The following is a 19,609-nucleotide window of genomic DNA, read 5'->3' on the forward strand; positions in this document are numbered from 1 at the left end:
ACAAGGGCCGGTCAGAGCCCATGTGTCAGGAGGCCTCCATGTCAGATTTCGAGCACGTCTTCGACAAGCCGCCCGAGGGCGCGGCCTCTGACTGGACCATCCCGCAGGACTGGGCGTCCTACACCGAGGTCGAGCACCGGACCTGGGACACCCTGTACGCCCGGCAGATGAAGATCCTTCCCGGTCGCGCGGCTGACGTGTTCCTCAAGGGGCTGACGGCGCTGGACCTGAACACCGGCGGTATTCCCGATTTCGCGGTGATGAACCCGAAGCTGCAGGCGCTGACAGGGTGGACCGTGGTCTGCGTGCCCGGACTGGTGCCGGACGAGGTCTTCTTCGACCATCTGGCCAACCGCCGCTTCCCGTCGGGCCAGTTTATCCGCAAGCCGGACCAGCTGGACTATCTTCAGGAGCCCGACATCTTCCACGACGTCTTCGGCCATGTGCCGATGCTGAGCGATCCCGATTTCGCCGACTACATGGAGGCCTACGGCAAGGGCGGACAGCGCGCCGCCTCGCTGGGCATGCTGAAGAATCTGGCGCGGCTGTACTGGTACACGGTCGAGTTCGGCCTGATGCAGGACGCGGGCGGCTTGCGGATCTACGGAGCCGGGATCGTGTCGTCGGCGACCGAAAGCGTCTTCTCGCTGGAGGACCCGTCGCCGAATCGGCTGGGCTTCGATCTGGAGCGGGTGATGCGCACGCTGTACCGGATCGACGACTTCCAGCAGGTCTATTTCGTCATCGACTCGATCGAACAGCTGAAGGCCGAGACGCTGAAGGATTTCGGCCCGATCTACGACCGGCTGAAAGGCGCGGACGACATCGCCATCGAGGCCGTGCTGCCGACCGACCGCGTCTTCACCCGCGGCACCCAAGGTTATGCAAACAAGGGCGGCCGGTTCGCGGCCTAGTCCTCGTGGACGATCAGGCTGCGGTGTTTGGTGTCGCGCATGAACAGATAGACCAGCAGCGATACGCCGATCATGCCGGTCACGTACCAGAAGAAGGCGCTCTCGATCCCCTCTGACTTGAACCACAGGGCGACGTATTCCGCCGTGCCGCCGAAGGCCGCGTTGGCGACGGCGTAGGGCAGGGCGACGCCCAGGGCGCGGATGTGGGCCGGGAACAACTCGGCCTTCACCACGGCGTTGATGGCTGTGTAACCGCTGACGATCACCAGCGAGGTCATGGCCAGCAGGAAGGCGATGAACGGGCTGTCGGCCGTGGCCAGGGCGGTCATGATCGGCACCGTCAGCAGGACGCCCGAGACCCCGAAGGCGATCATCACCGGCTTGCGTCCGATCCGGTCGGACAGGGCGCCGACGGCGGGCTGTAGCAGCATAAAGACGAACAGGGCGGCGGCGCTGATCTGGGTGGCGGCGTCCTTGGAGAAGCCCGTCGTATTGACGAGGAATTTCTGCAGGTAGGTCGTGTAGGCGTAGAAGGCGAGCGTGCCGCCGGCGGTCAGGCCCAGCACCAGAAGCGCCTCTCGCGGATGCTTCATGATCAGCAGCAGGGCGCTGGATTTTGGGGCGCCGGAGATATCGCCTGCGAAGGCGCGGGTCTCGTCGAGGCGGCGGCGAAGCCAGAAGACGACCACGGCCAGGGCCGCGCCGACGAAGAAGGGGATGCGCCAGCCCCAGGCCTTGAGGTCGGCCTCGTCCATCGTGCTTTGCAGCAGGATCAGCAGCAGCAGGGCCAGAAGCTGGCCCGAGATCAGGGTGACGTACTGGAAGCTGGACCAGAAGCCGCGGTGTTTCGCCGTGGCCATTTCGGCCAGATAGGTGGCCGACGAGCCGTATTCGCCGCCGACGCTGAGGCCCTGCAGCATGCGGGCGAACAGCAGCAGGGCCGGGGCCGCGACGCCGATGCTGGCATAGCCGGGCGTGCAGGCGATGATCAGGCTGCCGGTGCACATCAGGGTCACGGACAGGGTCAGGCCGGCCTTGCGCCCCTTGCGGTCGGAATAGACGCCCATGACCCATGCTCCGACGGGACGCATGAAGAACCCGACGGCGAAGATGGCGGCCGTGCTGAGAAGCTGGGCGGTGGAGTCGCCCTTGGGGAAGAAGACCGGGGCGAAATACAGGGTGAAGGCCGCATAGGCGTACCAGTCGAACCACTCGACCAGATTGCCTGCCGAGCCGCCGATGATGTTGCGCAGGCGCCGGGCCGGGCTCATCGCTGCGTCTCTCATCGGCTTCCCCTCCGCGTCCCTCGGGAAGGGCTAGAGCGCTTTGCCCATTCTGACCAGCGGCACGGGCGCGCCGCCGCGGTCGTCGTCGAAGCGCTCGATTTCGCGATAGCCGTTGGCCAGGTACAGGGGTTCGCCGCCCATGGTGGCGACCAGTTCGACGCGGTCGTAGCCCTCGGCGCGGGCGGCGTCCTCGCACACCTGCAGGATCAGCCGGCCGACGCCCCGACGGACGAACTCGGGCGCCGTGTACATGGCGCGGACGCGGGCCGCGTCGGTACCGGGGTGTAGCAGGGCGGGCTCGCGGCCTGGCGTGTGGTCGCCGCCGTAGGTGGTAATGCGCCGGCTCCAGCCGCCGCAGCCGGCCATGACGCCGTCGATCTCGACGATGAAATAGGTGCGGTCGGCCAGCAGCTGGCTGTCCAGTCCCATCAGCTTGCGGCTGGCGGCGATCTGCTCCGGCGTCAGAAAAGCGGCGAGCGGGCCGGAGATGGACCGGTCCATCAGCGCGACCAGCGCGGGGATGTCGGCCTCGGTCGCGATACGGAGGGAGAAGGCCGACACCGGCTCAGACCCGCTGGAAGGGATAGAAGTCGCCGCCGAGGCCGAGGATGTCCGTCAGGGCGTCGAGTGCGCCGCGGCTCTCGTCCAGCAGCGCAGGATCGGCGAGATCGCGCGGTTTCAGCGTGTCGCGGTACCAGGCGGCGGCCCAGATCGACAGGCGCGCGTGAAGTTCGTCGGTCATCCGCATGGCGGGGTTGGTCGCGGCCAGCTCGGCCTCGGTCAGGACCACGCGCAAACGCAGGCAGGCGGGGCCCCCGCCGTTCCGCATCGACTGGCGCACATCGACGTATTCGACCCGGCCGATAGGGCCGTTCGACGAAGCCAGCCGCTCGGCGACGGCGTGGCTGCGCGGGTTGTCGCGGGTCTCCGTGGGGCAGATCAGCGTCAGGCGGTCCTCACCCGGGATCCGCACCAGCATGGAGTTGAACAGATAGCTGGAGATGGCGTCGGCCAGGGGCAGGTCGGCGGACGACACCTCGACGAACAGGGGCTCGAACAGGCCCTCGGCCCCGGCGCGGATACCGACCTTGGCGCCGTCGGTGTCTTCGAAGGCGAGCTCGTGGAAGAACAGGGTGTTCAGCGCGCCGACGCAGACGACGTCGTTGTGGAAGGTGCCGCTGGCGATGGCGGCGCGGGACTGGCGCGGGAAGACGGCGCGGGCGGCGCCGTGGCGGCGGGCGACGGCTTCGGAGGCCTCGCGGGTCTGGCGGGCAGGGAAGGCGCCGGACCATGGCTCATAGGCCTCGCGGCCCCAGACGAGGATGTTGACCCCGGGCTCGCCGTGGTCGGCGCACAGGCGAACGTGGTTGGCGGCGCCCTCATCGGCGAGGTGGCCGACGGAGGGAAGGGCGTCGTGGACGGCGAAGCGGGCGGGGTCGGGGAAGAGGGCGTCCAATGCGCGCTTCGTCTGCTGGTGCTCCAGCGAGCGGTGCAGGTTGGTGACGAGATTGGCGGGGGTGAAGTGTACCCGGCCGTCTGCCGCGTCGGCGGACGGCGTCACCGTGGCGGCGTTGGCGGCCCACATCGGCGAGGCGGAGCAGGCGGCGGCGGCGAAGGCGGGCGCGGACTTCCACGCGGCCTCCAGCACGGTGGCGTCGGAGCCGGTGAAGCCGAGCGTTCGCAGGAAGGAGATGTCGGGCCGCTCATGCGGCGGCAGAACGAACTGGGGCAGGCCGAGGTCGGCCAGCCGCTTCATCTTGTCGAGGCCCTGCAAAACCGCCGCGCGCGGGTTGGACGCCTCGCCGGCGTTGAGGCTTGAAGCGAGGTTGCCGGGCGACAGGCCGGCGTAGGAGTGGGTCGGCCCGATCAGGCCGTCAGCATTTGCCTCGACCGCCGAGGTCACGGCCTCAGGCCCTTGATTTCACTCTCGATGTTTTTCACCGATCCCGCTTCAAAACTGGCCACGGGATAGGCGCAGTAGTCCGCCGCATAGTAGGCGCTCGGCCGATGATTGCCGCTGGTGCCGAGGCCGCCGAAGGGCATGTCGCCGGCGGCGCCGGTGGTCGGGCGGTTGAAGTTGACCACGCCGGCGCGAATCCTGCGAATGAAGCGGCCCCAGTTGGCGGGATCCTCGCTGACCAGACCGGCGGACAGGCCGTAGCGGGTGGCGTTGGCCTCGGCGATGGCGGCGTCGAAGCTGGCGACGCGGGTGACGGACAGGAAGGGGGCGAACATCTCCTCGTCCGGGACGGCCACGCCGGTGACGTCGATGATGGCGGGCTTCACGAAGGCCCCGGGCAGGTTGTCGACGGGACCGGAGGCGCGGATGATCTGCGCGCCCATCGCGATGCGGTCCTGTAGCGCCTGCAGCGCTGCCTCGGCGGCCTTCTGCGAGATCAGGGGACCCGCATAGGGCTCGGGCGTCGAGTTCCACGGCGCAAGGATCAGGCGGTCGACAAAGGCGGCGACGGCCTCGACGATGGCGTCGCCCTGTGGGCCTTCCGGCACGATCAGGCGGCGGGCGCAGGAGCAGCGCTGGCCCGTGGTGACGAAGGCGGACTGGACCACGATGCCCGCGACCGCCTCGGCGTCTGCGGCGTCCCAGACGACGAGCGGATTGTTGCCGCCCAGCTCAAGCGCGAGGATGACGTGCGGATCGTCGGCGAATTTGCGCCGGAAATGGGCGCCGGCCGCGCCGGAGCCGGTGAACATCAGGGCGTCGATCCCGGCGTCCAGCAGGGCCGCGCCGGTGTCGCGCCCGCCCTGAACGACATTGACCACGCCCGACGGCAGATCGGCGGCCTCGAACGCCTCGGCCATCAGCTGGCCGATGAGGGGCGTCTCTTCCGACGGCTTGAACACGACGGTGTCGCCGGCCAGCAGGGCCGGGACGATGTGGCCGTTGGGCAGGTGGCCGGGGAAGTTGAACGGTCCGAGCACGGCGGCCACGCCATGCGGACGGTGGCGCAGGGTCGCGTGTCCGAAAGCGGTGTCGGCGGTGCGCTCGCCGGTGCGCTCGTCATAGGCGCGGATCGAGATGTCGACCTTGCCCGCCATTGCGGCGAGTTCGGTCGTGGTCTCCCACAGGGCCTTGCCGGTCTCGCGGCTGATGGCCTCGGCCATCTGCGGGGCGCGCTCCTTGAGCACGGCCTGATAGCGTTTGACGGCGTCGATGCGCTCCTGACGCGGGCGGTCGGCCCAGTCGGGGAAGGCGGTGCGGGCGCGGTCGGCGGCGGCCTGGACCTCGGCGGGCGAGGCGGCGGCGCCCTCCCAGACGGTTTCGCCGGTGGCGGGGTCGATGGATTTGAACGGGGTCATGGTCATCAGATGGTCGCTCAGGCCTTCAGGCGCACGGTGTCGCCGGCGCTGACCTTCAGCGCGTCGGCGGTTTCGGCGTTCAGGGTGGCCGTGTCGCCTTCGATGTGGGCGCGCTGGCGGACGGCGCGGAAGGCGGAAACGCTGTCGGTCGAGATCAGGGCGGGCAGTTCGGCCTCGACCTCGGCGGCGACGGCGACGGTCAGTCGGCGGGCGTCGCGGACGGTGCGGATGTTGTCGCGGCCGCAGGCGACCGTGGGGCCGGCGTCGAAGATGTCGATCAGGCCGTTGGGCCGGAAACCTTCGCTCTCGAGCAGGGCCATGGCGGGCACGCCCTGCGGATGCACCTTGCCGATCACGGCGCGCGCGGGCTCGGGAAGCAGGTCGATGTAGATCGGATGGCGCGGGGCCAGGTCGACGATGAACTGCTTGTCGGTCGATCCCGTCATGCGATCGGCCTCGTCAAACTCCATCGGAAAGAATTTGTGCGCCACGTGGTCCCAGAAGGGGCAGGCGCCGTCAGGCGTGAAGACGCCGCGAAGCTCGGCCAGGACGTTCTCGTTGAACAGTTCCGGCTCGGCGCCGATGAGCATGTAGCGCGACTGGCTGAGCAGCCGGCCCGCGCCGCCCTTGCGCCGGTCCGCCTTGAGGAACAGGGACCCGACCTCGGTCCAGCCGGTGCATTCATTGACCAGAACGAGCGTCTTCTGTTCCAGCCGGATGCCCAGCGAAGGCGAGGACTGGGTGTTGGTCACCACCCGGAACGAGAAGAACGGGCGGTGCAGACCGACGGCCGCCTTGACCGAGCCGATGCCGTCGACGTCGCCAGTCTCGGATTCCTCGAGCATCAGGGTGTACCAGCGCTCTTCCGGTGCCAGCTTGGCGGAGAAGCTGTCGCGGCTGACCTCCAGCCGTTCCGCCAGTTGATCCGGATCCTCCGGCAGGCTGGTGAAGCCGGGGCCGCTGAGGATGGCCAGTTCCAGCAGGTGGTCGAGATCGGCGGGCGCGGCGGGTCGGACGACGAGCATGGGGTTACATCGTCTCCAGACGCAGGGACTTCAGTTTCAGGGCGTCGATCTCGCTCGACGCGATCTTGCACAGGATCAGGGCGGACAGCTGGGCGCGTTCGACGAAGCTGGCGGGCCAGGCGAACTCCTGACCCGAATGGATATCACCGCCCAGGACGCCGAGGGTGTCGATATTGGGCAGGCCGGCGGCGTGCAGGTTATTGCCCTCGCAGACGCCGCCCGAGGGCTTCCACGCGATGGTCTGGCCCAGCAGGGCGCCGGTGTCGCGCACGGCCTCGAACAGGGCGGTCTGGGACGCGTCCATGGGCTTGGGCGCGCGGGTCATGCCGCCGAGAAGATGCAGAACCAGACCGGGGAAGGGGAGGTCGGAGGCGATGTCCCGAACCGCCGCCTCGATCCAGTCCGACGCCGCCTTGTCGGGGACGCGGACATTGAAACGAACGATGGCGTTGTCGGCGACCACATTGAGCGCGCCGCCGCCGCTGATTTTGGCGACGTTGACGGTGACGCCCTCGCGCTGGCCGTTCAGTGCATGCAGTCGCGTAGCCAGGATGGCGGCGCCGGCGACGGCGTTGGCGCCCTCATGGAAAGCGCGGCCGGCGTGGGCCGCCTTGCCGCTGACGATCAGATGGTAGTTGCCGCTGCCCTTGCGCGCACCGGCCAGGGTGCCGTCCGCCAGCGCAGGCTCATAGGTCATGCCGATGTGGCCGCGCGCGCCGAGTTCCGCCAGCAGGGGGGCGGAGGCGGGCGAGCCGATTTCCTCGTCGGGGGACAGCAGGACCGTCCAGCCGACCTGCTCGCGATCAGGATGGGTTTCGAAGGCTTCCAGCGCGGCCAGCATGACGCTGATCCCGCCCTTCATGTCGGCGATGCCCGGCCCGTTCAACGCGCCGTCGGGGCGGGTCGATACGGTCTGGAAGCTGCTGTCGGCGGGAAAGACGGTGTCGTAGTGGCCCGTGAGGACGATCTGGATCGGCGCCAGCGGTCTGGCAGTGATTCTCAGGGCGTCGGCGTGGACCTCGGTGCGCACCACGCCGTCGTCGCCCGCCGAGGTTGAGGCGCCCGTGGGGACCCGCTCGACGACGGCGGGAAGATAGCGGGCTTCGGCTTCAAGCCGGTCCAGCATGATCGCCAGACCCCCGGTGTTGCGGCTGCCCGAGTTGACGCCGGCCCAGTCGATCGCGCGGCCGACGATGATGTCTTCACGCGCCGCGACATGGTTGAGCACGAGCTGGTCGGAGGGCTGAATTCGCATGCGCGCGAACCCTAGCCGGGCGGACGGCAAAGGTGAAGGCGACCGCTTGCCCGTTTCCACCGCCGGGCGCGCGCGCTAGGCTCGCCTTACCGCAACGGGAGGGACCCCAAATGATCGACCTTAAGAGAGCGCTGAATCCGACGGCGCCGATAACGACCGAAGCCGAGGCCGTCGCCGCGGCGAGGGCCAGCGCCATCGCCATCTTCCTCGGCGTCCTGTGGGGCGTTGTCGGGGTTATCTATCTGATGACGGCCGGTCAGGCGGTCATGGACGCCGCCGTCGCCCAGGCCACGGCCCAGAACCCGGACGCCGCAGGCATGGCGGGCATGATGGCGCAAACGGCGCTGTGGATGTCGGTCGGCTTCGTCGTGATCCAGGCGATCCTGGGTTTCGTCCAATGGAGCAAGCCCAACATCGTCATCCCGATCATCTTCGCGATTCTGGTCGCCTTCGGACTCGTTTCGGGGGTGCTGGGTCAGATGATGGCGGGCCAGGAGGGCATGCCTGAAGCCGCCCAGACGCCGATGTGGCAGATCTGGGGGAGCTTCATCATCATGGCGATCGAACTGCTGCTGCACATCACGGGCATCCGTGGCGCCAGCAAGCTGGACAAGCTGCGGATGGCCGCAGCGCAGAACTACTAGGCGCTAACGATTCGGGCGTCGGTCCTCGCGGCCGGCGCCCGGTTGCCGCGACTGGCGGCGCCAGCGGATCGACAGGCTGGCGTCGCCCGTCCCGCTCACTTTCGAGCTGATGGTCAGGTTGCGACGCACCTGCCATTCGACGTTCACGGCCGCGCCGCTTTCGCCGCCGCCGATGATTTCCAGATAGACATCGTCGCTGATGTAGCGGCCGCCCGCGACGGTCAGGCCGGAGGCCTCGCCGCCGAACGACAGCCGGTCGAGGCCGGCCAGTTCGCGCAGATTGCCGATGACGTCGAACCCGCCACCGCCCGCCAGGGCCGCGACGCCGGCGGCGAGCTGCGCCGCCTCAAACCCGGACAATTGCGAGGCCGACCGGCCGAACAGCACCTGCGACAGGATTTCGTCCTGGGGCAGGGAAGGCGTCGAGGTGAGCGCGATTTCCGGCCGCGCCGCCGTGCCCGTGACGCGGATTGTGGCCGTCAGGGCCGGGTCGTCGCGCGTCGCTGACAGGTCGAGCCGGATCAGTTCGGGATTGGTCGACAGGCTGACAGAGCCGCGCTGGTCGAAGACGAACCGCTTGCCGGCGAAATCGTAGTCGCCGCGCACGACCCGGGCCGTACCGCTGAGGATCGGGCGGCTGATCGTGCCCGTGACGCGGGCGTTGACGTTCATCTCGACATTCAGGCCGCGGCCGACCACGCGCACGTCGCCGCCCGGCGAGCGCAGACCGATGTTGAGGCCGAACTGAAGGCCCCGCTGACGGTTCTGGTCCTCTTCCGGAATGTCGCCGCCCGGCTTGTTGATCTCGACCACGTCCATGCGGACGATGCCGGTCGATCCCGGCGGGTTGGCCTCGATCCGGGCCTCGTCAATATCCATCTCGCCGCTCAGGGTGATGTTGCCGTCCTCGCCGCGGGTGACGGTCAGCGGGCCGGAGGCCTTGGCCTCGGCGATGTCGTTGTCGATGATCCGGAACCGGTTCAACAGAAGCTGGAAGCTGGAGCCCGATCCCTGACGCAGGCCGATACGGCCGTTGCCGGAAACGGACCCGCCGGCGCCGTCGACCGCGCTGAAGGTTTCGACCAGGCCCGTGGTGTCGTCGAAACGACTGGCCAGAGTGACGTTCTCGAGCCGGACGCCAGTGGCGCTGTCGCGGAACGAGCCCTGCTGCAGATCCAGCCGTCCGTTGATGCGCGGCTCTGCCAGCGATCCCGCCACGCTGGCGCGGGCGTTGACCTGACCGGTCAGCGACCGCTCGCCGCCGGCCAGCAGGTCCCAGATGGGCTGGATCTGGCCCTGGATGGAGATGTCGCCGGACATTTCGCGGGTCCGCACGATGGCCAGCCGAAGCGGCGCCGCCGACGCCTCGACAGGCAGGGTCAGGTCGGCCGTCGCCCGGACGGCGTCGCCGTCATTGGCCTGGGCCTGAATCCGCAGGCTGTCGTTGACCAGAACAGCGTTGAGGGTTCCATCGACGGCGAGGCCACGCGGCGCATCGACGCTGCGGATGTCCTGGGCCGTCAGATTGGCCGAGCCCGAGAGATCGTCGCCGGCGCCGCGCAAGGACAGGCGGCCGGTCACAGATCCCCGCATGTCGCGGACCACAGTACCCAGATCGACGCTGGTCAGATTGGCCTCGATGACGGACGCGCGGGAATCCTGACGCAACTCGCCGAGCAGGACGCCCCCGCCGATGCCGAGATCGACGCGGGCCACGCGTCCGTCGCCCGCCAGGGCTATGACGGCCGGATTGCGGGTCGTGAAGGCGATCTCGCGGACGCGCCCGCTTCCTTCAAGCACGACCGACTGGGCGGCGCCGTCGCGCGAATAGACGCCTGTTCCGTCGAACGAGACCGGCGTCGCGCCGCCGATGTCCGTCTTGAGCGTGAAGGGCAGGCGGGACAGGGTTCCCCGACCGTTGAGGTCGAGGGTGCGGATGACCCAGGTGGATCCGGTGAGGCGAACATTGCGGCCCGTCACGTCCAGGATCGCCGTCTCGGCGCCGTCGCCGTCAGTCAGGCGAACGCGGCCGTCGGCGGTTCCGGAGGCGAGGAAGGCGCCGGGCCGCGCGGTGAAGGTCAGGTCGGCGCTGGACGGGAAACTGTTGGACAGGGCGACCGCGCCCTGGGCCGTGACGCCACCCGCATTCAGGTCGACGTCCGTCAAACGGATGCGGTCGCCGCCGAGGAAGAAGTTCCCGCTCGCCCGCGCGGGGCCATAGTTCGATCCGGCCGTCAGGGCGATGCGCCCGTCGGACGCGTCCGCGCCGCGGCGGAAGCTCAGGATCATGTCCGCATCGGTCAGGACCAGGGCGCCTGCGCTGAGCTTGCCGAACTTCGCCGTAAGATCGGCGCGCGGCCGCGCCAGCGTGCCGGTCAGGGCGCCGTTGCCGCTCATTACCCCATCGATGGCCACCGGGCCGACGCCAAACGGGCCGTTGGCGTTCCAGTTCAGGGCGAGCCGCATCCGGCCGTCGCCTTCGATCAGGCCGCGCGCTCCCGCAGTTCCCTGGGCGCCGGTCAGCGCCGCCCGTTCGATCTCGATTCGTCCGCCATTAAGGGCGCCGGTCGCCTGCAGCCGCGGCGTGGGGCCGAGCAGGCGATCCAGCTCGGCCATGCCGGTGGCCAGCCCGCGTCCGCGCGCGTCGAAGCTGAGCCGCCATGGTTGACCCGCCCGCGCCATGGAGGCGGTGATCGGACCGCCGAACGCGCCGCGGGCGCCCTTGCGCAAACGGGAGACGTCGGTGATCCGGGCCTCGCCGCGGAAACCCAGTCCGCCCAGCAGGTTGCGCCCGCCCGACCCGGACAGGGTCAGCGCCTGACCGGTCGCCTGAACCCGCTCCAGCAGAATCGCGCCGTCAGCCAGTCGGGCCGCTTCGAAGGTGACGCGGGGCTGGCTTCCGAGAAGTCCGCCGACGATCCCGGCGCTGGAGCCTCCAGCGGCCCGGATGTCGCCGTCGAGGTCCAGCCGCCCCAGCTTCATGCTGGCGTTCAGGGGACCGCGGATACGTTGCGCCCGATAGCTCGAAACCTCGACGCCCAGCAGATCGGCCGATCCGGTGAGCGTCCAGGTCGAGGGGTCGCCTTTGAACACGCCCTTGTAGGCCGCGGGGCCTGCGGCGCGCTGGCCGACCAGTCGGGTCAGCGACGGGGTCGAAATATCGAGGGTAATGCCGTCCGGGCTACTGCGGTCACTGAGGCGGATGTCGCCGCTGGCGCTGGCGTTCAGATTGTCCGCAATCAGCCGCCAGCCCACGCCGTGAAGACCGTCCTTGTCGCTGTCGGGCGAGGTGGCGAACCCGAACCGCGCTGTGCGGCCGACGCGCTGGGCGAACGGAGCCAGCAGGTCCGAGCCCGAGAAGTCGGCGAAGCCGGCGATGCGGGTGCGGTCGTCGCCGTAGCGGCCCTTGATCACCAGCGGGACGAAGTCGCCGGTGCGCACCACGGCGTCGACGACCGAGCCGTTGACGACGGCGGTCGCGAAGAAGGGCCGGTCGGGAGAGTAGCCGAGCGCGCCCGCTATGGGGCCGCCCTGGGCCTCGTTGGCGCGCATGTTCAGGCGCAGATCGGTGATCTTCGCTCCGAGCGTGGCGTTAATGCGCAGGTAGTCGCCCGGTCGGCTGTTGCTGGCGGCGTTGAGGATCGCCTTCTTCGGACCCGCGCGCGGCACATCGGCCTCGCCGGTCAGACGCCAGCGGCCATACTCCTGGCTGAAGCCTTCCAGCAGTTCGATGTCGGCCGAGAAGCGATCGATATCGACCGAGAGGGGCTGTGGTCCGGGCGGGGTGGTCGAGGCTTCGACCTCCGGGCGGCGGATCAGGCGAACGACCTGGGCTTCCACATTGGTCGCGTGGAACTCGCGCGCCATCAGCGGCCACCAGTCCCAGTCGACGCGCACCTTGCGGGCTTCCAGCCAGACGCCCTTGGCGTCGGTGACGGTGACGCGGTCGATGGTGAAGTCGTCGAACAGGTCCCCGCGCACGCCCTCGACATTGATGCGGCCGTAGCGGCCGATCTTCTTGCCGGCGACGAAGCTGGTGACCAGTTCGCGGCCCGGGCCGGACAGCAGGTACATGCGCCCGCCAACCAGGGCGACGATCAGGATGGCGGCGAGGATGGCCGCGCCGATGCCGCCGAAGAAGGCAAGGGCCTGCAGGCGCGTGCGCTTCTTCTTCGCCGCTTCAGCCGGCGTGTCGGGCGTCTCCGGAGGCGGCGAGGCGGCGATCAAAACGCCTGTCCGATGCTGACGTAGAGCTGGAAGTCGGCGTCGCCTTCACGCTTGTCCAGCGGGACCGCGATGTCGGCCCGGATCGGTCCAAACGGCAGCATGTACCGCACGCCGACCCCCGCGCCGTAGCGAAGGTTGTTGAAGTTCGGCGTCTCCTGAAAGCCGATGGCGCCCGCGTCGATGAAGGCGACCGCCTGGAAACTGCGCCAGACATCGCGGCGGATCTCGATCGCGGCCTCGACCAGGCTCAGGCCGCCGCGCGGCGTATTGTCCGGCAGGCGCGGGCCCACGCCCTGATACTCGTAGCCGCGAACCGAGCCGCCGCCGCCAGAGTAGAACAGGCGGTCGGACGGGATGGCCAGTTCGTCGCCGCCCACGATGGAACCCAGCCGGAAACGCCCGGCCAGAACCGTCCTGGCGCCGTCCTGCAAGGGCAGATAGGCGGAGATCTGGGTCTCCGCGCGGAGGAAGGCCAGCGAATCGTCCCCGCTCACGCCCGTGGGCTGGGCCCAGATCGACAGACGCCAGCCGGTCGTCGGATTCAGCGGGTCGTTGGACCGGTCCAGATAGGCGCTGGCGCGGCCCGTCAGGATCATCAGGTCCCGGTCGAGGACGACCGGCAGCTGGGTGACCGGATCGAAGCGGCTTTCCTCGTACTGGCCGGCGTCGAAGCCGACGCCGTAGCTGATGTAGGAGGTCTTGCCGATGCGCTGCTGCAGGTCGGCGGAGAGGGCGAGGGCTGTCCGGATATAGGCGTCAGTGTCCTCGTTCACGACGGCGGCGGAGAGTTTCAGCGTCTCGCCCGGTCGCCGCCAGTGCGGCAGGCTGAGCGTGCCGCCGATCCGGCTGTCGATGTCGGCCGCGCGGGCCTGCCAGACGAGCGTGTCTGCCCGTCCGAACCGGTTGTGCCAGGTCCAGAGCAGGTCCACGCCGGAACCGTCAGACGTCGAGAAGGTGGCGCCAGCCTCAAGGATCCGGCGAGGGCGATCCGTCAGGGTGACGACGATGGGCCGGTTGCCGTTGGCCAGCGTCTGGTCCGCAGGCGCGAGCGCCACGCCGACGCCGTCATAGACGCCGGTCTCGAGCAGCCGGCGTTCCAGCTCGGCGACATCCTCGGGATCGTAGACATCGCCTTCCGACCAGGGCGCCAGGCCGGCCACCCATGCGGCGTTGGTGGGGCCGCGTGTTTCGAGCCGGACGCCGTTCAGACGCACGAGCGCGCCGGATGAGATACGATAGTTGGGCTGGACGGTGAAGGTCGCGTGGTCGACGACGACCCGCCGGGGTTGGGCCGCCGCGTCCGCGTAGCCGCGACGGTTCAGGACCGCGACGGCGCGCCCCTCGGCGGCGATGACGTCGCCGGCGCGGCCCGCCTGTTCCGCCTTGACCGCGACCTCGCCCAGAGCAGCCGCCTCCGAAGCGGGATCGGGCGCCGGAGCGGTCCACTGGACGCGCGGATCGCTGAGCATGAACCGCCGGCCCGGCGTGACCTGAACGATGGCGACGGGGGTTTCCTCGCCCTCGACGATGTCCTCCAGCACGGGCTGATAATAGCCCTCGGATCTAAGAAGGGCTTCTGCGGCTTCCATCGCCCCGCGGGCACGCCGTCTCGCCTCGAAGCGGTTTGAGGGCGGCGCATCGACCTCGCCCACGGCCCGGGTCAGCTGTTCGCGCAACTCGGCGTCCATCTCCCCGCGTATCTGGGCGCGCGGGTCTGCATGGGCGGCGGACGCGAGAAAAGCGAGACCCGCCGTGCTGACGAGAAACAGGGCGAGCCGTGGCGTCAAACTGGAACTTTCGTCAGGACGGCGAGCCGCCGCCAATCATCAGGCAGATCAGTAGAAGAGGGTTTCGCTTTCGGGTTTGACCGACTCTTCGGAGGACCGCTTTTCGGGCGGCAGGGTGGTCGAATCCACAGGCGGGGCGTCGACCGCGCTGGGCTCGGCGACGGGCACGCCGGCATCCTCGGCGGCGGGCGCGACGGGCGCCTCCATCGCGACATCGGCGGTTTCAGGCTCGTTCGAGGCTTGGGGATCGTCGCAGGCGGCGGCGGTCAGGGCGCTGGTCAGGACCAGACAGGCAATCAGTCGTTTCATGGATGGCGTCTCCCCCGGATCGGCCTTCCAACGCGCGACCGGTTCGCCCGTTCCATAGCCTTGAACGCGCGAACGGTCACCACGCCAGAGGGGGTGGGGACGAGATTTTGCGATCGGCCTTCGACGGAGTCCATCGGGCCGATCCCTCACCGCCAGAGCGCCAGGGCCTCTGTGACCGTAACCACGGGTCGCTCGGCGCTGGGCGGGCCGTCTGAACCGGCGAATCGCGGGGCTGGGGAGGGCTGGGGCGTCCCGCCTGCAATGAAGGTATTTCGAGCGGCGTTGTGGGGGTGGACCGGGGCCTCGGCGAGCGTCAGCACCGGCGTGACGCAGGCGTCCGTGCCCTCGAACAGGGCCGCCCAGTCGTCACGGTCTCGCGTGGCGAAGATCGCCTCGAGACGTGCGTGGAGGGCAGGCCAATTCGCCATGTCGTACTGCGGGGCTTCGTCGTGGCTCATGCCAAGTCCCGACAGAAGCGCGCTGTAGAACTGCGGCTCCAGCGCTCCCACGGCCACGAACCGGCCGTCGCGGCAGGTGAAGCAGCGGTAGAAGGGCGCGCCGCCGTCGAGCAGGTTCCCGCCGCGCGCCTCGCGCCAGAGGCCGCGAGCCGCAAGGGCGTGGAACAGGCTCATCAGCAGGGCCGACCCGTCGGTCATGGCGGCGTCCACGACACGCCCGGCGCCGGTCCGTTGGGCTTCGATCAGGCCGGCCAGCACTCCGGTGACCAGCATCATGGCGCCGCCGCCATAGTCGCCGACGAGGTTCAGCGGCGCGCGCGGCGGCCGGTCGGGCTCTCCCATGGCGTGCAGGGCGCCGCTGAGGGCGATGTAGTTGATGTCGTGGCCGACCTCGGCCGCCTTGGGCCCCGTCTGGCCCCAGCCGGTGACGCGACCGTAGACCAGCCGGGGGTTGCGTGCGGCGCAAACTTCGGGTCCCAGGCCCAGCCGTTCCATGACGCCGGGTCGGAAGCCCTCGATCAGACCGTCAGCCGCATCAATCAGATCGAGGATGCGGGCCCGGTCGTCCGGGTCCTTCAGATTGACGGCGACCGACGAACGCCCGCGATGCAGAACCTCTCCGCCCACGTCGCTGAACACCGGTGCGCCGGCGTCGGCGCTGCGGGTCAGACGCAGCACCTCGGCCCCGAGATCGGCCAGGACCATGCCGGCGAAGGTCACCGGGCCGAGGCCGTCAAACTCGAGGATGCGCAGTCCGGACAGCGGTTTCATGCGAAATGCCTAGCCCGGCGCCCGCATTCCGTCGACCCGACGCTTGACCCGGGGGCCGGATTGCAACAGAAGGCGCGTCGCCGGGTCGCAAGCGCGTCCCGACAGGTGTGCGTCCTTAGCTCAGTTGGTTAGAGCATCTGACTTTTAATCAGAGGGTCCTCGGTTCGAGCCCGAGAGGACGTACCACCCCTTTTTCTTTCAATTTCCTGGCGTCAGTGCGGCTTCGGCTTGCGGGCGCGGCATTTCTTGCAAACCAGCGTGCCCGGCTTGGTGCGGCTGTATTTGAAGTCGTGCTGGCAACGCAGTTGGGCGAGCCAGGATGTGAAAAACTGAAACATGCGGCGGACCTTAACGGGATTTGCTTCCCCGGGAAGCGCTTTCACCTGCTGGTGGGGCATGGTTGAAGAACTGATGCGCAGGATCGTGTTTTCCCTTCTGATCGCCGCCGCCCTGGCGGGGTGCCACGCCGGCGGTTCGGCGATGGACGGAGCCCGACAATTCGGCGCGGGGGTCGGGGCCGCGGCGACGGCGCCGCTGGATGATCTCAATCTGCGCCGTCAGCATATTCCGACTGTCCTGCTGCAGGCCGAGGCCAATCCGTATGACCTGCGCAATCTGAACCACTGCTCGACCATCGGGGCGGAGATCGCGCGGCTGAACGAGGCGCTCGGCCCCGACAGCGACGAGCCGACCGCGCCGGATGGCTCATTCCTGAGCGAGCGGGCGGCGGATGCGGCGGCGAAGGCCGCGCTGGACGCCATCCGGGACGCCACGACCGACTTCATCCCGGGGCGGAGCTGGATCCGTGTCCTGTCGGGCGCCGAGCAGCACAGTCGACATGTCCAGTCGGCCATCGAGGCGGGACGGCTGCGGCGGGCCTTCCTCAAGGGGACGGGGATGCAGCGGAACTGCGCCCCTCCAGCCGCCCCGGGCTGGTTCCGGCCGCGGGGCCGGAGTCAGAGGTAAACCTGGTGACCAGTCAGCCAACTCATTCCGAGGCTAGTCACGTCATTCGCTTCGACGGCCGGGCGGTCTCGCGCCAGCCGTACGGCGGACCTTGTCGTTGCGGTCGCCTCTGATTTCGCGGTCGCCGTCCTTGGTGAAAGCTTCGAAGGACTGCTTGTCGATATTCCGAAATGTCCCGGTTTTGTCCCAGTCCCAGTCAAAAGAGATCAGTTCGCCTTTGTAGGCAAACTTCCCGGACCAGGGTGCGAAAAACGAATACTTGTCGCCGCCTATGATGATGACATGGCGATGGAGCGCCGTCGCGTTGCCGCCCTGGCTTGGCGGTCGGGATGGCTCCTCGAGATAGGTGTTGTAGGCGTGGAACCCGGACCTTTCTATTCTCACGTCGGGTGCTCCGTTCTGGCGCCTAGTTCGAGGTGTGTCGGGCGTGGAAGTCGCGGCGGAAAGCCTCGAACCGGCCCTCGGCGATCGCCGCCCGCATCGCCGCGGTCAGGGTCTGGAAGAAGGCGATGTTGTGCCAGCTGAGCAGCACCTTGCCGAGAATCTCGTCGGCGCGGATCAGGTGATGCAGGTAAGCCTTTGAATATTGAGACGAAGCCGGGCAGGCGATCGTAGCGTCCAGCGGGTCCTGATCCTCGGCGAACCGGGCGTTCTTGAGGTTGATCGGCCCCTCCCACGTCCAGGCCTGACCGTGGCGGCCGGCGCGGGTGGGCAGGACGCAGTCGAACATGTCGACGCCGCGCCACACCGCCTCGACCAGATCGACCGGCTTGCCGACGCCCATCAGATAGCGCGGGCGGTCCGCAGGCAGCATCTCGGGCGCGTAGTCCAGCACATCGCACATCGCCTGATGGCCCTCGCCGACGGCCAGGCCGCCGATGGCGTATCCGTCAAAGCCGATCTCCTGCAGCCGATCCGAGGACTCGCGGCGCAGGTTCTGGAAGGTCGATCCCTGCTGGATGCCGAACAGGGCCTGGGTCTCGCGCGCGCCGAACGCGGCTTTCGAGCGAGCGCCCCAGCGGACCGACAGTTCCATGGCGGCGCGGGCGGCGGGTTCCTCCGCCGGCCAGGCGACGCACTGGTCCAGCTGCATGGAGATGTCGGCGCCGATACGGTCGGCCTGGATCTCGATCGAGCGTTCGGGGGTCAGGACGTATTTCGAGCCGTCGATATGGCTGGAGAAGGTCACGGCCTCCTCCTTCACCTTCGAAATGCCGGCCAGCGACATGACCTGGAAGCCGCCGCTGTCGGTCAGGATAGGCTTGGTCCAGCCCATGAATTTGTGCAGACCGCCCAGCCGCTCCATCCGCTCGGGGCCGGGGCGCAGCATCAGGTGGTAGGTGTTGCCCAGAATGATGTCGGCGCCCGTCTGGACGACCTGATCCACCGTCATGGCCTTGACCGTGGCGGCGGTGCCGACGGGCATGAAGGCAGGCGTGCGGATGTCGCCGCGCGGGGTCCTGAGGACGCCGGTGCGGGCGCGGCCTTCTGTGGCGGAGATGTCGAAGGGGAAGGGCATCAGCGGGCGCGGAATAGCAGGCTGCCATCTCCGTAGGAATAGAAGCGGTAGCCGTCCTGCACTGCATGGGCGTAGGCCGCCTTCATCGTCTCCAAGCCCGCGAAGGCCGAGACCAGCATGAACAGGGTCGATTTCGGCAGGTGGAAGTTCGTCATCAGCACGTCTGCGGCGCGGAAGCGGTAGCCCGGGGTGATGAAGATGGCCGTGTCCCCGTGGAAGGGCCGCACCTCACCGTCCTCGGTCGTGGCGCTTTCCAGCAGGCGCAGGCTCGTGGTGCCAACGCAGACAATGCGGCCGCCCGCAGCGCGGACGGCGTTCAGGGCGGCGGCGGTTCCGGCGGAAACCTCACCCCATTCGGAGTGCATCCTGTGGTCGGCGGTGTCGTCGGCCTTGACCGGCAGGAAGGTGCCGGCGCCCACGTGCAGGGTCAGGGCGTGGGTCGAGACGCCGCGGGCGCGGATGGCGGCCAGCAGGGCAGGGGTGAAGTGCAGCCCCGCGGTCGGGGCGGCGACCGAGCCGTCCAGTTGCGCGAACATGGTCTGATAGTCCGACCGGTCGCGGTCGTCCTCGGCCCGCTTGGCGGCGATGTAGGGCGGCAGGGGCATGACGCCCACGGCGCGAATGGCCTCGTCCAGCATGGGGCCGGCGAGGTCGAAGCGCAGGGTGACAAGCCCGTCCTCGCCCTTGTCGACGACAGTCGCGTCGAGACGACCGAGCTCGCAGGCTCCGTCGCCATGGGCGCCGAAACGAATGCGGTCACCAGCCTTGATCCGCTTGCCCGGTTTCATGAAGGCGGACCAGACGTCGGGCGCGTCGCGATGATGCAGGGTGGCCTCGACGGCGACCGTCAGGGTTTCGCTCTCGGGCCCGACTCGCTGGCGGACGCCGGACAGGCGGGCGGGAATGACGCGCGTGTCATTGAAGACCAGGGCGTCGCCGGGCTCGAGAAAGCCGGGCAGGTCGCGGATGATGCGATCTTCGAGCGCGTCGTCCTTCACGATCAGCAGGCGCGCGGAATCACGCGGTTCCGCGGGGCGAAGCGCGATGCGGTCGTCGGGCAGATCGAAGTCGAAATCGGCGGTCTTCATCAGGCGGCGCAAAGGCCACGGGGGCGGGGCGGGGTCAAGTCG

Annotated in this window: 17 protein-coding genes and 1 tRNA gene; 4 read left to right on the plus strand and 14 right to left on the minus strand. The window is 68.8% G+C overall.

Going from position 1 to position 19,609, the window contains the following annotated elements:
* The first annotated feature begins 38 nt into the window (after positions 1-38).
* Positions 39-914, plus strand: coding sequence for a phenylalanine 4-monooxygenase (gene phhA, locus ASD25_RS01845; RefSeq protein ID WP_056614855.1), 876 nt, complete (start codon positions 39-41; stop codon positions 912-914).
* Here phhA and ASD25_RS01850 read toward each other — a convergent pair.
* The 6 genes from ASD25_RS01850 to ASD25_RS01875 form a co-directional block, all read right to left on the minus strand.
* Positions 911-2,200, minus strand: coding sequence for an MFS transporter (locus ASD25_RS01850; protein WP_056614489.1), 1,290 nt, complete (start codon positions 2,198-2,200; stop codon positions 911-913). The genes phhA and ASD25_RS01850 overlap by 4 nt on opposite strands.
* Positions 2,201-2,230: 30 nt before the next feature.
* The gene (locus ASD25_RS01855; RefSeq protein WP_082572164.1) at positions 2,231-2,701 is read right to left on the minus strand and encodes a GNAT family N-acetyltransferase; all 471 of its coding nucleotides are present in this window, start codon (positions 2,699-2,701) and stop codon (positions 2,231-2,233) included.
* A 64-nt stretch (positions 2,702-2,765) separates the two neighbouring features.
* Complete coding sequence (gene astB / locus ASD25_RS01860; RefSeq protein WP_056614496.1) at positions 2,766-4,103, minus strand: N-succinylarginine dihydrolase; 1,338 nt, start codon at positions 4,101-4,103, stop codon at positions 2,766-2,768.
* Positions 4,100-5,518 carry a succinylglutamate-semialdehyde dehydrogenase gene (gene astD / locus ASD25_RS01865; protein WP_056614858.1) on the minus strand — a complete coding sequence of 473 codons (1,419 nt, stop codon included), beginning with the start codon at positions 5,516-5,518 and terminating at the stop codon, positions 4,100-4,102. The genes astB and astD overlap by 4 nt, the downstream gene beginning before the upstream one ends.
* Positions 5,519-5,535: 17 nt before the next feature.
* Positions 5,536-6,543, minus strand: a complete 1,008-nt coding sequence (locus ASD25_RS01870) for an arginine N-succinyltransferase (protein WP_056614499.1) — start codon at positions 6,541-6,543, stop codon at positions 5,536-5,538.
* A gap of 4 nt (positions 6,544-6,547) precedes the next feature.
* Positions 6,548-7,798, minus strand: coding sequence for a hydrolase (locus tag ASD25_RS01875; RefSeq protein WP_056614875.1), 1,251 nt, complete (start codon positions 7,796-7,798; stop codon positions 6,548-6,550).
* 110 nt (positions 7,799-7,908) lie between these two features.
* Here ASD25_RS01875 and ASD25_RS01880 point away from each other — a divergent pair, with 110 nt between their 5' ends.
* Entirely contained in the window at positions 7,909-8,442 is a 534-nt protein-coding gene (locus tag ASD25_RS01880) for a hypothetical protein (protein ID WP_056614503.1), read from the plus strand.
* Positions 8,443-8,445: 3 nt separating this feature from the next.
* Here ASD25_RS01880 and ASD25_RS01885 read toward each other — a convergent pair whose 3' ends face one another.
* From ASD25_RS01885 to ASD25_RS01900, 4 genes are all read right to left on the minus strand, one after another.
* Positions 8,446-12,669, minus strand: coding sequence for a translocation/assembly module TamB domain-containing protein (locus ASD25_RS01885; RefSeq protein ID WP_235562551.1), 4,224 nt, complete (start codon positions 12,667-12,669; stop codon positions 8,446-8,448).
* Positions 12,666-14,456 carry an autotransporter assembly complex family protein gene (locus ASD25_RS01890; protein WP_056614506.1) on the minus strand — a complete coding sequence of 597 codons (1,791 nt, stop codon included), beginning with the start codon at positions 14,454-14,456 and terminating at the stop codon, positions 12,666-12,668. Before ASD25_RS01890 ends, ASD25_RS01885 begins: the two co-directional genes overlap by 4 nt.
* Positions 14,457-14,504: 48 nt before the next feature.
* Positions 14,505-14,765, minus strand: coding sequence for a hypothetical protein (locus tag ASD25_RS01895; RefSeq protein ID WP_056614509.1), 261 nt, complete (start codon positions 14,763-14,765; stop codon positions 14,505-14,507).
* Between the two features lie 146 nt (positions 14,766-14,911).
* On the minus strand, positions 14,912-15,994 hold the full coding sequence (locus ASD25_RS01900) for a CaiB/BaiF CoA-transferase family protein (protein ID WP_056614512.1): 1,083 nt from the start codon (positions 15,992-15,994) through the stop codon (positions 14,912-14,914).
* A 109-nt stretch (positions 15,995-16,103) separates the two neighbouring features.
* On the opposite strand from ASD25_RS01900, the gene ASD25_RS01905 reads away from it, so the two are divergent.
* Positions 16,104-16,180 (plus strand) — tRNA-Lys (locus tag ASD25_RS01905).
* A 26-nt stretch (positions 16,181-16,206) separates the two neighbouring features.
* Here the strand turns inward: ASD25_RS01905 and ASD25_RS32775 are convergent.
* Positions 16,207-16,332: a hypothetical protein gene (locus ASD25_RS32775; protein ID WP_255356125.1), complete on the minus strand. Its 126-nt coding sequence runs from the start codon at positions 16,330-16,332 to the stop codon at positions 16,207-16,209.
* Positions 16,333-16,390: 58 nt separating this feature from the next.
* On the opposite strand from ASD25_RS32775, the gene ASD25_RS01910 reads away from it, so the two are divergent.
* Positions 16,391-16,960 (plus strand): hypothetical protein, encoded by a 570-nt coding sequence (locus tag ASD25_RS01910; protein WP_235562553.1) that lies wholly within the window; start codon positions 16,391-16,393, stop codon positions 16,958-16,960.
* Between the two features lie 42 nt (positions 16,961-17,002).
* Here the strand turns inward: ASD25_RS01910 and ASD25_RS01915 are convergent, their stop codons facing one another.
* From ASD25_RS01915 to queA, 3 genes are read right to left on the minus strand one after another with little or no spacing between them, the layout of a single operon-like run.
* The gene (locus ASD25_RS01915; RefSeq protein ID WP_056614515.1) at positions 17,003-17,344 is read right to left on the minus strand and encodes a hypothetical protein; all 342 of its coding nucleotides are present in this window, start codon (positions 17,342-17,344) and stop codon (positions 17,003-17,005) included.
* A 22-nt stretch (positions 17,345-17,366) separates the two neighbouring features.
* Positions 17,367-18,482, minus strand: coding sequence for a tRNA guanosine(34) transglycosylase Tgt (gene tgt, locus ASD25_RS01920; protein WP_156389157.1), 1,116 nt, complete (start codon positions 18,480-18,482; stop codon positions 17,367-17,369).
* Positions 18,479-19,567: a tRNA preQ1(34) S-adenosylmethionine ribosyltransferase-isomerase QueA gene (queA, locus tag ASD25_RS01925; RefSeq protein ID WP_056614884.1), complete on the minus strand. Its 1,089-nt coding sequence runs from the start codon at positions 19,565-19,567 to the stop codon at positions 18,479-18,481. Before queA ends, tgt begins: the two co-directional genes overlap by 4 nt.
* Positions 19,568-19,609: the final 42 nt, after the last annotated feature.

Source organism: Brevundimonas sp. Root1423, assembly GCF_001426805.1.

Excerpts from the sequence above, each read along its gene's own strand:
- phhA (WP_056614855.1), top strand. The coding sequence starts at position 39 with ATGTCAGATTTCGAGCACGTCTTCGACAAGCCGCCCGAGGGCGCGGCC.
- ASD25_RS01850 (WP_056614489.1), bottom strand. The coding sequence starts at position 2,200 with ATGAGAGACGCAGCGATGAGCCCGGCCCGGCGCCTGCGCAACATCATC.
- ASD25_RS01855 (WP_082572164.1), bottom strand. The coding sequence starts at position 2,701 with ATGGACCGGTCCATCTCCGGCCCGCTCGCCGCTTTTCTGACGCCGGAG.
- astD (WP_056614858.1), bottom strand. The coding sequence starts at position 5,518 with ATGACCCCGTTCAAATCCATCGACCCCGCCACCGGCGAAACCGTCTGG.
- ASD25_RS01870 (WP_056614499.1), bottom strand. The coding sequence starts at position 6,543 with ATGCTCGTCGTCCGACCCGCCGCGCCCGCCGATCTCGACCACCTGCTG.
- ASD25_RS01875 (WP_056614875.1), bottom strand. The coding sequence starts at position 7,798 with ATGCGAATTCAGCCCTCCGACCAGCTCGTGCTCAACCATGTCGCGGCG.
- ASD25_RS01880 (WP_056614503.1), top strand. The coding sequence starts at position 7,909 with ATGATCGACCTTAAGAGAGCGCTGAATCCGACGGCGCCGATAACGACC.
- ASD25_RS01895 (WP_056614509.1), bottom strand. The coding sequence starts at position 14,765 with ATGAAACGACTGATTGCCTGTCTGGTCCTGACCAGCGCCCTGACCGCC.
- ASD25_RS01900 (WP_056614512.1), bottom strand. The coding sequence starts at position 15,994 with ATGAAACCGCTGTCCGGACTGCGCATCCTCGAGTTTGACGGCCTCGGC.
- ASD25_RS32775 (WP_255356125.1), bottom strand. The coding sequence starts at position 16,332 with ATGTTTCAGTTTTTCACATCCTGGCTCGCCCAACTGCGTTGCCAGCAC.
- ASD25_RS01910 (WP_235562553.1), top strand. The coding sequence starts at position 16,391 with ATGGTTGAAGAACTGATGCGCAGGATCGTGTTTTCCCTTCTGATCGCC.
- queA (WP_056614884.1), bottom strand. The coding sequence starts at position 19,567 with ATGAAGACCGCCGATTTCGACTTCGATCTGCCCGACGACCGCATCGCG.